Consider the following 13,384-nt stretch of genomic DNA (forward strand, 5'->3'; position numbering starts at 1 on the left):
GGGCAGGTTCTCCGAGCCTGCCCGAGTGCTGGTGGCCGGTTTGCGGCCATTTTCGTTGCTTGCCCGACATCCATAGAGCACGCTATAGGCTTCTCCCAACCGGAAAAACTGTCTCGCAACCCACCTTGCCATCATCTCGCATCCTGATGGATTATCCGGGTTTATCAGATCGATCTCGACCAATAACCGCCCTTTTCTTTTTTTCCGCCTTTGGAGAGGGTTTCTTTGTTAAAATACACTTTAATTTCTTAATTTAGTGGAGTATTTAATGGCTGTCGAAAGAACATTGTCTATTATCAAACCGGATGCGGTGGCAAAAAATGTAATTGGAGAAATCTATTCGCGTTTTGAAAGCAACGGCTTGAAAATAATTGCGGCACGTATGATGCACCTTTCGCAGGCGGAAGCCGAGGGCTTTTATGCCGTGCATCGCAGCCGCCCATTTTTTAATGATCTGGTTAAATTCATGATTTCTGGGCCTGTCATGGTGCAGGTGCTCGAAGGCGAAGACGCGATCAGGAAGAACCGGGATCTGATGGGTGCGACCGACCCGAAAAAGGCGGAAAAAGGAACCATACGCGCAGATTTTGCCGACAGTATCGATGCCAACGCGGTGCATGGTTCCGATGCACCTGAAACCGCGGCGGTTGAAATTGCCTATTATTTTCCAGCACTGAATATTTATTCCAGATAAAAAGGGTTAAAAGGGTTTCTGGCTCAACATCATGAGCGTCAATCTACTCGATTTCGATGCGAACGCTCTTGCCGGTTTCTGTGTGGAAATTGGCGAGAAGCCGTTTCGTGCCAGGCAGCTGCTGCGCTGGATACATCGGTCGGGCGAGGCCGATTTCGCGGGTATGAGTGATTTAGCGAAGGGATTGCGGGATAAGCTTTCCGCAACCGCCGTGATTGAGCCACCCCAGGTAATCAGCGATCATGCCGCCGCGGATGGCACCCGCAAGTGGCTATTGTCAGTAGGTGCCGGTAATGGCATCGAGACAGTTTTCATACCCGAAACCAGCCGTGGCACGCTGTGCGTTTCCAGCCAGGTGGGTTGTGCACTGGCATGTACATTTTGCTCTACCGGCAGGCAGGGATTTAATCGCAATCTGACGGTTGCGGAAATTATCGGCCAGTTGTGGTGGGCGAATAAAGCGTTAGCGGGAACATCTAATGGCGAGCCCATCGTGGAACTTGAGGGAATCCCTGATGGTCAGAAAGGGGTGTACCCTCCAAACCATCCCAACATTCAGAATCGTAGCCGTGCCGTCACTAATGTCGTCATGATGGGCATGGGCGAGCCGCTGGCCAATTTTGAAAACGTGGTGACCGCGCTCGATTTGATGCTGGATGACAATGCTTATGGGCTATCGCGGCGGCGCGTGACGGTGAGTACTTCGGGCCTGGTTCCGGCCATGGACCGGTTGCGCGAGCGTTGTCCGGTGGCTCTTGCGGTGTCGCTGCATGCGCCGAACGACGTACTGCGCGACGAGTTGGTGCCCATTAACAAGAAATATCCGATCAAGGAGTTGCTGGCGGCCTGTCAGCGCTACCTTCAGTCCGCGCCGCGGGATTTCATCACTTTTGAATATGTCATGCTGGATGGTGTCAACGACAGTCTGGGCCATGCGCATGAATTGGTACAATTGGTGCGAGATACGCCTTGCAAATTCAATCTGATCCCGTTTAATCCTTTTCCCAATTCCGGGTACAGGCGTTCATCGCCGGAGGCGGTGCGTCGCTTCCGCGATGTGCTGATGGAGGCTGGACTGGTAACAACCGTGCGCAAGACCCGTGGTGACGATATTGCCGCTGCCTGCGGGCAACTTGCGGGAAAAGTGCATGACAAAACCCGGCGAACAAGCCGTGGAATTGTCGAAGTGGCAAGATGAGGCAAAGTCAGATGGATATCTTCACAGTGTCATTGGCGCCGTGCAGGTCATGGAAACCGTTTCCAAATTCCAAACAAGCATTGGCGCCGCGCAATCACGGATTCGAGTAATGAACGCCACTGACAGGAATGGTGGCGCCAACCACGGAGCGGGTTCGAAGCCAGCCGAGGTGGAAATAGGCGTGGGCCGCGAATTCCGGGCTGCGCGGCTGGCGCGTGGCATGAATATTGAGGACGTGGCACGGCAATTGCGGTTATCGGTGCGACAGGTTACCGCGCTGGAGCAGGATGACTACGACAATCTTGCAAGCGGAACATTTCTGCGCGGCTTCGTACGAAACTACGCCAAGTTGCTGCAGATAGATGCTGCACCGTTATTGCAGCGCCTGGAGCAATCGCTTCCACCCACTCCCACCCCAACCATCTCGTATCAGACCGAGGGGATTCCCTTCCCTTCAAATCAGGGAAGTGGGAAGCGTAACCTGATTATTGCGGGAGTGGCCGTTCTGGTGCTGCTGCTGATCTTTGAAATTTATGATACCAGTGAAGGCAATAAAGGAAAGCAGCCGGCCGTAAAAATGGAAACTGGAACCGGGCCGGAGCGAGGTGATGTGCCACCAAAAAATCAGTTACCCTCCGCAAACTCGACCGGCGGCCTGGTATCATCTGCTGAAGAAGCCACGGTAACTGAACAAAAACACGAGGTACCGGCTCCTCTTCCGGCCCCAGCTCCTATTCCCGCTGCGCCGCTGGCGCGGCAAAGCGCGCCAGCGGCTGTCGCTCCTGAACCGGCAAACGCCTCTGCCCGTGAATCAGCAAATATCTCTGCCCCTCAACCGGCAAGTGGCGGAGATGTTCTTCGCCTCGTATTTGAAGGAGAATCATGGACTGAAGTCAAGGATAGTGGAGGCAGGTTGCTACTTTCGCGGATTAATCCCCGCGGCACAGAGCAGGTGTTACACGGTAAGCCGCCATTCTCCCTTACGATCGGTAACGCCGCTGCAGTTAAGCTGGTCTACAATAACAATCCGGTGGATCTGGCACCTTATATCAATGCCTATGGAGGGACGGCACGTCTGTCGCTCAAATGAAATTTTCACTTTTATAAGATTCTCATACCTATCATGACTATGATACAAAATATTTTTCCGCCGCGCCGAAATAGTGTCGGCGTCCGTGTAGGGTCCATCACAGTGGGCGGTGGTGCGCCGGTGGTGGTGCAATCCATGACCAATACCGATACGGAAAATGAAATTGCCACCACGGTACAAGTGGCCCAGCTCGCACGTGCCGGTTCGGAACTGGTGCGCATCACCGTTAATACCGCCGCAGCCGCTAAAGCGGTGGCGGGCATCCGTGCGCGTCTCGATGACATGGACTGCCATGTGCCGCTGATAGGCGATTTTCATTTCAACGGCCATAAGCTGGTGACCGAATATCCCGATTGCGCGAAGGCGTTGGCCAAATACCGTATCAACCCGGGTAATGTGGGGCACGGAAAAAAACGTGACGAGCAATTTTCCATCCTGATTGAAGCGGCTTGTAAATATGAGAAGCCGGTACGTATCGGCGTTAACTGGGGTAGCCTCGATCCCGAACTGCTGGCGCGTATCATGGATGAGAACGCCCGATCTGGTGATCCGAAGGATGCGTCGCTTGTCATGCGTGAGGCATTGATTACCTCCGCGCTGGAAAGTGCCGCCAGGGCGGAGGAGATCGGACTGGGGCGTGACAGAATCATATTGTCCTGCAAGGTAAGCGGCGTGCAGGACTTGATTGCTGTTTATCGCGACCTGGCATCGCGTTGCGACTATGCCTTGCATCTTGGATTGACGGAAGCCGGTATGGGCTCGAAAGGAATCGTGGCCTCTACCGCCGCGCTGTCAGTGCTGCTTCTTGACGGCATAGGCGACACCATCCGCATATCGCTTACACCGGAGCCAGGCGGTGACCGCTCTCGCGAAGTGGTGGTGGCGCAGGAGATTCTGCAAACCACGGGTCTGCGCGCGTTTGTCCCGCTGGTCGCAGCATGCCCTGGTTGCGGGCGTACCACCAGCACCTATTTCCAGGAGCTGGCGGAAAGTATCCAAGGCTATGTACGTACCCAGATGCTGGTGTGGCGCGAGGAATACGAAGGCGTGGAAAATATGACATTGGCGGTGATGGGGTGCGTAGTCAACGGACCCGGGGAAAGCAAGCATGCCAACATCGGCATCAGCCTGCCTGGTTCGGGTGAAAGGCCGGTGGCACCGGTTTATGTAGATGGGCAAAAATCGGTGACCTTGAAAGGCGACAATATTGCAGGAGAATTCCGCCAGATCGTCGATGAGTATGTGCAGGCGAAATATCCGAAGAAGTCAGGCACCGCAGAAATCAGGCAATGACCCGATCCATCCAGGCCATCCGCGGGATGAATGACATCCTGCCTGACCAGATATACCTTTGGGATTTTTTTGAACAGACCGTGCGGGAATGGATGACGGCTTATGGTTATCGTAACATCCGCATGCCGATCGTCGAGCAGACTGATCTGTTCGTGCGTTCCATAGGCGCGGTGACCGATATCGTCGAGAAAGAGATGTATTCCTTTCTGGATAGTCTCAACGGCGACAGCCTAACATTACGCCCGGAAGGAACCGCCTCCTGTGTGCGCGCGGTACTGGAACATAATCTGCTCTATCCGGGGCCGCAGAGACTGTACTATTCCGGTCCGATGTTTCGCCATGAGCGTCCGCAGAAGGGACGTTACCGTCAGTTCCATCAGGTAGGCGTAGAAGCGCTGGGTTATACCGGCCCGGATATTGACGCCGAGCTCATCGTCATGTGTGCGGAATTATGGAAGAAGCTGGGTATTTCGGATGTACGCCTGGAAATTGGCACGCTGGGTAGCGCTGAATCGCGCGCATTGCATCGGGCGCGATTAATCGGGTATCTGGAGCGGCATCTGGATGGGCTCGATGATGATGCCCGCCGGCGGTTGCACAGCAATCCGTTACGGATACTCGATAGCAAGAATTCCGAAATGAGAGAGATCATTGACGGTGCACCGCGGTTGCTGGATGACCTGGACGAGGACTCGCTGGCGCATTTCGAGACGTTACAGCGACTCCTGCGCGACCAGGGAGTGGACTTTGAGATCAACCCGCGGCTGGTAAGAGGGCTGGATTATTACAACCGCACCGTATTCGAATGGGTCACCGGGAAGCTCGGTGCGCAAGGCGCCATATGCGCCGGCGGCCGTTATGACGGACTGGTGGAGCAGATCGGCGGCAAACCGGCATCGGCGGCGCCAGCGTGCGGTTTTGCCATGGGCGTGGAGCGTGTGCTGGCGCTGATGGTGGAATGCGGCGGGGAAATACCGCGCCCCGTGCCGGATGTGTATGTGATACATCAAGGCGAGGCTGCGAATGGAGCCGCCTGGAAGACTGTCAGATATTTGCGCGATAGCGGACTCAAGTCAATTCTGCATTGTGGCGATGGCAGCTTCAAGGCGCAGATGAAAAAAGCGGATGCCAGCGGCGCGCGTTTCGCCGTTATTATTGGTGATGATGAAGCACAAGCCGGTGAGATAAGCATCAAGCCGCTACGTGAGGCGGCGGAGCAGGTGAGAGTCGGGCTGGCGGAAGCAGTGGATCTGCTTAAGAGAACTTGAATCAGAAAATTCTTATCAGGAAATTAAATGGCGACCTATGATCTGGAAGAGCAGGAAAAAATTGATGGGCTTAAATCCTGGTGGGAAGCCTATGGCACGCTGGTGATTATAATTGTGGCGACTTTGATTGCAGGCATGGGTGGCCAGCAGGCATGGAAATACTATAAGGCGCAACAGACTCAGCAGGCAGCGGAACTATATGCCTCGCTGTTGCAAGTCGAGGCAAGTGGTGATCCCAAGAAAATTAGCGATGCCTCACATTTGCTGATGGAAGGCTTCCCCACCAGTGGCTACGCGGCGCGTGCCGCATTGATTTCGGCACGTGCGAGTCTCGAGGGGGGCGACATGCAAAATGCCAAAAGCCGTTTTCAGTGGGTGCTGGATAATGCCAAGGAAGAAGAGTTGAAGGATCTTGTGCGGTTGCGGTTGGCAGGCATATCCCTGGACGAGAAAAAATACGACGATGCCGTGAGGCTGCTGGATACCAAGCATGGTGAATCTTTTGATGGCCTTTATGCGGATCTCAAAGGCGATGTCCTTACTTCGGCGGGTAAGGTTCCCGAAGCACGTGCCGCTTATCAAATGGCACTCGACAAGCTGAGTAAAAAAGGCACCTATCATAGTATCGTTCAAATGAAGTTGGATGCCCTGGCGGAAGGTAAATAGAGGCACCTCGAATTTTCGATTGTGCGCATAATAAGACCGCAAGAATGAGGCGTAGACGGCAAACTATCCACGGAAGACTGATGCAGAGATTCTCCAGGATTATTTGCATGATCCTGAATCCGGTGGTTAATCGCTCATTCCCTTGTTTAACGTCATGACCCATAATGAATTTTTGCACCATTTGATCTTCACCTTTCTGGTGAGTTCGCTACAACTGCCGGATTTAAGATGATTCGACGGCATATCCTGCTGCTGGTGCCGCTGTTGGCATTTTCCGGATGTGTGAGTCTCATTGATATGGCGCGCGACATTGCGCGTGACTTGGCGGATATCGATGTGGCGGGTATCAGCGGCGGGCTCCTTGGAGGCGAAACCTTTGAGATGAGCCCGGAACAGGCTGCCCAATTAAAGACAATTCCGGGAGCGCGCCCATTGTGGCAGAACGGCATTGAAGAAAGTAAGGCGCTGGGATTTATGCCGGTATACGAGAATGGCGCCGTTTATGCCGCCAGTATGGATGGGTTCCTGGTGCGTTTTGATCCCGTTACGGGCAAACAAGCGGGAAATGTCAATACCAGGCATAAATTGTCGGGTGGCGTGGGTGCGGGTGACGGAATGTTGCTGGTTGGGACCCTCAAAGGCGAGGTCCTGACATATGGCAGCAAAGATGGTAAAGCCCTGTGGACGGCCCAAGTATCCACTGAAGTGTTAAGTCCGCCGCGAGCGGATAGCGGCACGGTAGTGGTGCGCACTGGAGATGGCCGTATTTTCAGTCTGGATGCCGGCAGCGGTAAACGTAAGTGGATATACCAGGGTGCAACGCCATCCCTGACGGTTCGGAGCTATGCCGGCGTACTGATCTCGCAAGGGATGGTATTCGCCGGATTCGCGGGCGGAAAACTGGTGGCGATAAATCTGGCAAACGGCGCGGTAACGTGGGAGGCGGTGGTATCGCGGCCACGGGGTGCGACAGAACTGGAGCGGATGACGGATGTCACCAGCCTGCCAGTGGCTGACGAACAGCAAATATGCGCTGTCGCTTATCAGGGACGCGTTGCCTGTTTTGAGATCGCTAACGGTACTCAGATTTGGGCGCGAGACGCGTCGAGCAGCGCGGGTCTCGCCATGAATGATCATTACATCTACGTGAGCGACGTTCAAGGCGCGGTGGTAGCTTACAATAAAAAGGATGGCACCAGTATCTGGAAACAGGATATGCTCAAGGGCGTCCAATTATCTCCCCCGCTCATTCGGGATGAGCATGTGGTGGTGGGGGATTCTCTAGGCTATGTAAATCTCATCAGGAACGACACCGGTAGTATTGTCGCTCGATCCGCCACTGACGGGAGCGCCATCGTTGCCCGTCCCGTATCTCTGCCTAATGGTTTCGTGGTGCAGACCATGAAAGGCGGGCTTTATGCTTTCGGTATGTAACCGGTCTCGTTGGGCTCCTTCATTTTGGGCTCATTTGTTTATTTTGGAATACGCTCACCGTTATCCTTCTGAGCAGAAGGATAGATGGTCTGCGCATAAGAACCGGAAGTCATGAAACCCACCCTAGTACTGGTCGGGCGGCCCAACGTCGGCAAATCAACGCTTTTTAATCGCCTGACCCGCAGCCGTGACGCCATTGTGGCGGATATTCCGGGGTTGACGCGGGATCGCCATTACGGCCATGGCAGACTGGGCGATAAACCCTACCTGGTAGTCGACACCGGTGGCTTTGAGCCGATGGTGAAGGAAGGCATTTTGCATGAGATGGCCAAGCAGACTCGACAAGCGGTGGACGAAGCGGATAGGGTGCTGTTCATCGTCGATGGCAGAACCGGTTTGGCGCCGCATGATAAGGTAATTGCGGAGCAACTGCGTAAAACGGGACGCGAAATCATACTGGTGGTGAATAAAACCGAAGGCATGGCGTCATCCGTTGTCACCGCCGAATTTCACGAACTGGGTCTGGGGGAACCCTGTGCGATCTCCGCCGCGCACGGCGATAATGTGAACGAGCTGGTGGAGCTGGCGTTAGCGGATTTTCCACTGCCGCAAGAAGAAGAAAAAGAGGATAGGCACCCAAAAATTGCTATTGTGGGGCGTCCCAACGTTGGCAAATCCACGCTGGTGAATACGCTGCTGGGCGAGGAACGCGTCATTGCGTTTGATCAGCCAGGTACCACCCGCGATAGTATCTATATTGACTTTCACCGCAACGGACGTCCGTATACGTTGATCGACACCGCCGGTTTGCGCCGTCGCGGCAAGGTATTTGAGACCGTGGAAAAATTTTCGGTGGTCAAGACCTTGCAGTCGGTAGAAGATGCCAATGTGGTGGTGCTGGTGTTGGACGCGGGAAACGAAATTTCCGACCAGGATGCACACATCGCCGGGTTTATCCTGGAAACGGGGCGCGCGCTGGTGGTGGCCGTTAACAAATGGGACGGTCTGGACAATTATCAGCGCGATACCATCAAGAACGATATTGCCCGGAAACTCGCTTTTTTACTGAATTTCGCTAAACTCCACTATATCTCGGCATTGCGAGGCAGCGGCATGAAAGGACTGCTCCCATCGATTGATGCGGCTTATGCGGCCGCGATGGCAAATCTATCCACCCCCAAACTTACCCGCGCCCTGTTGGCGGCGGTCGAGAAGCAGCAGCCACCGCGCGCCGGCTTATCACGTCCCAAGCTTCGTTATGCCCATCAGGGCGGCTCCAACCCGCCATTGATTGTGATCCATGGTAGTGCCCTCGATAAGGTTCCCGAAACTTATCAGCGCTATCTTGAAAACACTTTTCGCGAAACCTTCCGGCTGGAAGGTACACCGTTGCGGGTTGTATTCAGGTCGGGTCGAAATCCCTACGCTGAAAGAAGTCCGGCACCCCTCAGCGAAGCGGAAGCAAAACGTGCTCACCGCCGCCGCATGGTTGGCCGGAAGAAATATGGTTAGGGCCTGTTAACAGGCCCAAATTAAACCTAATCGAATGTTTCAATTCTTGATCTTGCCAGCGTCGCGTTCGCGGCAAACATGCGGCGAACCCCTTAATGCAATACCCTTGGTACACTCAAGATGAATTCAGGAATGGTTGCATCGAAGCGCAGACCGTCTTCAGCCACCATTTGATAGCTGCCTTTCATCGACCCAACCGGCGTGGAAATGGCGGTACCACTTGTATACTCGAAACTGTCGCCGGGTTTTAGGAGCGGCTGCTCGCCAACCACTCCCAGCCCCCGTACCTCCTGCACGCCGCCCGTTCCATCTGCAATAATCCAGTGGCGGCTGATGAGCTGCGCCGCGACCGTGCCGGTATTGGCAAGCATAATGGTATACGCGAAAACGTAACGGTCGAGCGCTTCGTCCGATTGTTCCGGGAGGTAGGTAGTGTGAACCGTTACAATAATCTCATATTTTTTACTTTCAGCCATCCCCGCATTGCACACTATTTTTTGAGTCACGGCAAGGGTGGTGGCTACAAAATATGGTGCTGCGTGATAAAAATGACAGAATGATGGCTTACAGGATGAAGCTGTTAGCGCGAAACAGCTATTTGCGGTTAAAATGGTGTTTTTTGATTATAAGGAAGCCTTCATGGCTAATTATCGCATCGCTCCGAGCATTCTTTCCGCAAATTTTGCCAAGCTGGGCGAAGAAATCACCGCCGTTATCGATTCAGGTGCGGATATCATCCATTTTGATGTGATGGATAATCACTACGTGCCTAATCTCACCATTGGCCCGCTCGTGTGTGAAGCAATCCGTCCCCTGACCCAGGCGATTATTGATGTGCATCTGATGGTTGAGCCGGTTGACCGCATTGTTCCGGACTTTGCCAAGGCTGGCGCCAATATTATTTCCTTTCACCCGGAAGCGTCCAGGCATATCGACCGCACCATCGGGCTCATCAAGGAACAGGGCTGCAAAGCAGGGTTGGTATTCAATCCCGCGACGCCTTTATATTATCTTGATCATGTGCTGGATAAACTGGATCTGGTGCTGATCATGTCGGTAAACCCCGGTTTCGGTGGGCAGAAATTCATCCCTGAAGCACTGGAAAAATTAAAAGCGGTGCGCAAACGCATTGATGCAACCGGCAAAGACATCATGCTTGAGATTGATGGTGGCGTAAAGGTAGATAACATCGCCGAGATTGCCCGCGCCGGGGCCGACACTTTTGTGGCGGGTTCCGCCATTTATGGCGCAGGCAAGGACAGCGATCCGCACCGCTATGATACGGTAGTCGCAGCGTTGCGGGCCGAGCTGGCGAAAGCTTGATTTCAGTCCCGAAACAACAGGGCGCCTCGGAGAATCCAGATTTGCGAATGCGTCGTAAGCTACGGAACTTTACTTGACTGTCAGGAATATACTACGTGAACAAAAGCGCTTCGCGGCTCGCAGATACCTCTGCGGCCGACATCGAATTTCCCCTGTTGATCAAGGCTGTAATGATCGATCTGGATGGTACGCTTCTCGATACGGCGGGCGATCTTGCCGCGGCGGCCAATATGATGCTTCGGGAACTGGGCAGGGCCGAACTACCGCTGGAGACTATTCAATCCTATATCGGCAAGGGCATACAGAAATTGGTGAAGCGTTCGCTGACCGGCAGTCTCGATGATGAACCCGATGCTGAATTATTCGACAAAGCGATGCCGATCTACGAGCGCGATTACGCGAAAACGCTGTGCGTTAATACACGGCCCTATCCAGGCGTAATAGAGGGATTGAACGGCCTGCGGGAAGCGGATTTTCGTCTGGCCTGTGTCACCAACAAGGCTGAGGCGTTCACCTTGCCGTTGCTCCGCGCCACTGGCCTGTTCGATTATTTTGATATCGTCCTGTCAGGTGACAGCCTCCCGAAAAAGAAGCCTGACCCGATGCCCCTGCTGCATGCCTGCAAGCATTTCGGCATTCTACCCCATGAAATGCTGCTGATCGGTGACTCCCTCAATGACGCCGAAGCGGCACGTGCAGCGGGCTGCCATGTCTTTTGCGTACCCTATGGCTACAATGAGGGGCGCGATGTGCGCGAACTGGATTGCGACGCCATCGTTACGTCCGTATACGATGCTACAAAATTAATTCAGAAATTGTCATGATCCGCGAAAACACCGGAATCGAGGAATACGCGATCAAGGCCTGGCGTCCCTGGCGCCCTGGCCTTGATCGCTGGCGTGCCTAGCATTCACACACCACGGTATTTCTGCCCTTCCGGTTTTTGTGGGATCAAATCATGACTGAAACTGAATTCAATGACCTTGTCGCGCAAGGCTACAACCGTATCCCGGTGGTGCTGGAAACATTCGCCGATCTGGATACGCCTCTGTCGGTTTATCTAAAGCTTGCCAACCGGCCTTACTCCTATTTACTGGAGTCGGTGCAGGGTGGCGAGCGCTTCGGACGCTATTCTTTTATTGGTTTGCCTGCCCGGACTCGCATAGAGGCGCGAGGCAACCGTGTCAGAATCATCAATGGTGCGGGATCGCAGGAAGTTGAGGCAGGAGATCCGCTGGCTTTCGTGGAGTCCTATCTGTCGCGCTTCAAGGCAGCGCCATACCCCGGTTTGCCCCGTTTCTGCGGCGGTCTCGTAGGCTATTTTGCCTACGATGCCGTACGATACATCGAGCATAAACTTGCAGGTCATGCCCGCCCGGATACGCTCAATACACCCGATATGCTGCTATTGCTGTCTGAAGAGCTGGTGGTGGTGGATAATCTTTCCGGCAAACTCTATCTCATCGTGTATGCAGCCCTTGGCGACACGGGTTCAATGGAAGCAGCGGAAGCGTATAAAGTCGCAAAAAAACGCCTGAAGGAGTTGCTTGTCAATCTCCGTAAACCGGTGGAAATTCCGCTTGAAGTGCCGAGCAAGCCCGCCGAGGCTGTCTCGGAATTCAATGAAGCAGATTTCATTGAAGCGGTGGAGCGCGCCAAGCGCTATATTTTTGATGGCGACATCATGCAGGTGGTTTTGTCGCAGCGCACCAGCAAGCCTTATGGTGCCTCGCCGCTGGCGCTTTATCGCGCGCTGCGCAGTCTCAATCCTTCGCCATACATGTTTTATTATCATTTTGGCGAGTTTCACGTGGTTGGTGCATCACCCGAAATCCTGGTACGCCTGGAAGGCGGCACCGTGACCGTACGTCCAATCGCCGGTACACGTCCGCGCGGCAAAACCATCCAGGAAGATTCCGCGCTGGCGGCCGATCTGCTGGACGACCCGAAAGAACGTGCGGAACATTTAATGCTGATGGACCTCGGGCGCAACGATGTCGGCCGCGTCGCGCAGACCGGAACGGTTAAAGTCACAGAAAACATGCAAATCGAGCATTACTCTCACGTTATGCACATTGTTTCCAATGTGGATGGCAAGCTCAAGCCAGGCCTGAATGCGATGGATGTGCTGCGCGCCACTTTTCCAGCGGGTACCGTGAGCGGTGCGCCCAAAGTGCGGGCGATGGAAATCATTGATGAGCTGGAAGTTTCCAGGCGCGGCATCTACGCAGGCGCGGTAGGCTATCTCGGATTCAATGGCGATATGGATCTGGCTATTGCCATCCGTACCGGCGTCATCAAAGACGGCAAGTTGCACGTGCAGGCGGGTGCGGGCATTGTTGCCGATTCCGTGCCGCAAAGCGAATGGATCGAAACCCAGAACAAAGCCAAGGCGCTGCTGTGTGCGGCGGAGATTGCGGAAGGTGGATTGGACAGTAAGATCGAGTAGAGGATGATTCGATAGGTACTTTCTTGTTTCGCCTGCAATAACTGACGTCCGGAGAGCCCCATGCTCGCCTAGCCGGGCTTGTGCAATGCCCTGAACCCAAACAAATCCCAGTTCACGGTTTCATCGCTGAAAACACGCATGAATTCTAATGATAGCCACAACATAGTCAGCGAGAAAACCGGCGACATGTTGGTGCGACTTTCCAAATAGCCGGGAGGTTGGTAGGAGTGCTATATTAAATCCGTAGGTTGCAGGCAAATTATCTGATTTCGGCTAAATAAGATTTAGCATTGCCAGCCAGAACGTATCAAATAAAGTACGGAAAAGATTGTCACTTTACTATAGCATACGCCATACTTGGTTAAGGGTTCGCATATATTATTGTCCCCTTTAACACAAATCCTTACCTGCACCCGATAGCCTATGATTATCCATATTTATTCGCTGTGCTGGAATG

The 13,384-nt window shown here is 53.8% G+C and carries 12 protein-coding genes; 11 read left to right on the plus strand and 1 reads right to left on the minus strand.

Going from position 1 to position 13,384, the window contains the following annotated elements; translation table 11 throughout:
* Nucleotides 1–268 precede the first annotated feature (268 nt).
* The 8 genes from ndk to der all read left to right on the plus strand — a co-directional run bounded on the left by ndk (nucleotide 269) and on the right by der (nucleotide 9,155).
* Complete coding sequence (gene ndk / locus BLO43_RS12620) at nucleotides 269–694, plus strand: nucleoside-diphosphate kinase (protein WP_090907360.1); 426 nt, start codon at nucleotides 269–271, stop codon at nucleotides 692–694.
* Between the two features lie 31 nt (nucleotides 695–725).
* Complete coding sequence (locus tag BLO43_RS12625; protein WP_090907361.1) at nucleotides 726–1,892, plus strand: 23S rRNA (adenine(2503)-C(2))-methyltransferase RlmN; 1,167 nt, start codon at nucleotides 726–728, stop codon at nucleotides 1,890–1,892.
* Nucleotides 1,843–2,982 carry a RodZ domain-containing protein gene (locus BLO43_RS12630; protein WP_090907362.1) on the plus strand — a complete coding sequence of 380 codons (1,140 nt, stop codon included), beginning with the start codon at nucleotides 1,843–1,845 and terminating at the stop codon, nucleotides 2,980–2,982. Before BLO43_RS12625 ends, BLO43_RS12630 begins: the two co-directional genes overlap by 50 nt.
* Before the next feature lie 39 nt (nucleotides 2,983–3,021).
* Entirely contained in the window at nucleotides 3,022–4,275 is a 1,254-nt protein-coding gene (ispG, locus tag BLO43_RS12635; RefSeq protein ID WP_074634045.1) for a flavodoxin-dependent (E)-4-hydroxy-3-methylbut-2-enyl-diphosphate synthase, read from the plus strand.
* Nucleotides 4,272–5,543, plus strand: coding sequence for a histidine--tRNA ligase (gene hisS, locus BLO43_RS12640; protein ID WP_090907363.1), 1,272 nt, complete (start codon nucleotides 4,272–4,274; stop codon nucleotides 5,541–5,543). The genes ispG and hisS overlap by 4 nt, the downstream gene beginning before the upstream one ends.
* 27 nt (nucleotides 5,544–5,570) lie before the next feature.
* Entirely contained in the window at nucleotides 5,571–6,209 is a 639-nt protein-coding gene (locus tag BLO43_RS12645) for a tetratricopeptide repeat protein (protein WP_090907364.1), read from the plus strand.
* A gap of 228 nt (nucleotides 6,210–6,437) precedes the next feature.
* A complete protein-coding gene (gene bamB / locus BLO43_RS12650; RefSeq protein ID WP_074630258.1) occupies nucleotides 6,438–7,643 on the plus strand; it encodes an outer membrane protein assembly factor BamB in 1,206 nt (401 codons plus the stop codon).
* Nucleotides 7,644–7,754: 111 nt separating this feature from the next.
* On the plus strand, nucleotides 7,755–9,155 hold the full coding sequence (gene der, locus BLO43_RS12655; protein WP_090907365.1) for a ribosome biogenesis GTPase Der: 1,401 nt from the start codon (nucleotides 7,755–7,757) through the stop codon (nucleotides 9,153–9,155).
* A 92-nt stretch (nucleotides 9,156–9,247) separates the two neighbouring features.
* Here der and apaG read toward each other — a convergent pair whose 3' ends face one another.
* On the minus strand, nucleotides 9,248–9,631 hold the full coding sequence (gene apaG / locus BLO43_RS12660) for a Co2+/Mg2+ efflux protein ApaG (protein WP_074630256.1): 384 nt from the start codon (nucleotides 9,629–9,631) through the stop codon (nucleotides 9,248–9,250).
* Nucleotides 9,632–9,794: 163 nt separating this feature from the next.
* Here apaG and rpe point away from each other — a divergent pair, with 163 nt between their 5' ends.
* The 3 genes from rpe to trpE all read left to right on the plus strand — a co-directional run bounded on the left by rpe (nucleotide 9,795) and on the right by trpE (nucleotide 12,927).
* Nucleotides 9,795–10,478 carry a ribulose-phosphate 3-epimerase gene (gene rpe / locus BLO43_RS12665; protein ID WP_074634044.1) on the plus strand — a complete coding sequence of 228 codons (684 nt, stop codon included), beginning with the start codon at nucleotides 9,795–9,797 and terminating at the stop codon, nucleotides 10,476–10,478.
* A 140-nt stretch (nucleotides 10,479–10,618) separates the two neighbouring features.
* The gene (locus BLO43_RS12670) at nucleotides 10,619–11,302 is read left to right on the plus strand and encodes a phosphoglycolate phosphatase (RefSeq protein ID WP_090907390.1); all 684 of its coding nucleotides are present in this window, start codon (nucleotides 10,619–10,621) and stop codon (nucleotides 11,300–11,302) included.
* Between the two features lie 134 nt (nucleotides 11,303–11,436).
* The gene (trpE, locus tag BLO43_RS12675) at nucleotides 11,437–12,927 is read left to right on the plus strand and encodes an anthranilate synthase component I (protein ID WP_090907366.1); all 1,491 of its coding nucleotides are present in this window, start codon (nucleotides 11,437–11,439) and stop codon (nucleotides 12,925–12,927) included.
* Nucleotides 12,928–13,384: the final 457 nt, after the last annotated feature.

This window comes from Nitrosospira sp. Nsp13 (assembly GCF_900101945.1).
Lineage (GTDB): Bacteria > Pseudomonadota > Gammaproteobacteria > Burkholderiales > Nitrosomonadaceae > Nitrosospira > Nitrosospira multiformis_D.

Bases quoted from the DNA above. Each gene is read 5' to 3' on its own strand.
- BLO43_RS12645 (WP_090907364.1), top strand. From the start codon at position 5,571: ATGGCGACCTATGATCTGGAAGAGCAGGAAAAAATTGATGGGCTTAAA.
- BLO43_RS12630 (WP_090907362.1), top strand. From the start codon at position 1,843: ATGACAAAACCCGGCGAACAAGCCGTGGAATTGTCGAAGTGGCAAGAT.
- ispG (WP_074634045.1), top strand. From the start codon at position 3,022: ATGATACAAAATATTTTTCCGCCGCGCCGAAATAGTGTCGGCGTCCGT.
- hisS (WP_090907363.1), top strand. From the start codon at position 4,272: ATGACCCGATCCATCCAGGCCATCCGCGGGATGAATGACATCCTGCCT.
- der (WP_090907365.1), top strand. From the start codon at position 7,755: ATGAAACCCACCCTAGTACTGGTCGGGCGGCCCAACGTCGGCAAATCA.
- ndk (WP_090907360.1), top strand. From the start codon at position 269: ATGGCTGTCGAAAGAACATTGTCTATTATCAAACCGGATGCGGTGGCA.
- apaG (WP_074630256.1), bottom strand. From the start codon at position 9,631: ATGGCTGAAAGTAAAAAATATGAGATTATTGTAACGGTTCACACTACC.
- BLO43_RS12625 (WP_090907361.1), top strand. From the start codon at position 726: ATGAGCGTCAATCTACTCGATTTCGATGCGAACGCTCTTGCCGGTTTC.
- bamB (WP_074630258.1), top strand. From the start codon at position 6,438: ATGATTCGACGGCATATCCTGCTGCTGGTGCCGCTGTTGGCATTTTCC.
- rpe (WP_074634044.1), top strand. From the start codon at position 9,795: ATGGCTAATTATCGCATCGCTCCGAGCATTCTTTCCGCAAATTTTGCC.
- trpE (WP_090907366.1), top strand. From the start codon at position 11,437: ATGACTGAAACTGAATTCAATGACCTTGTCGCGCAAGGCTACAACCGT.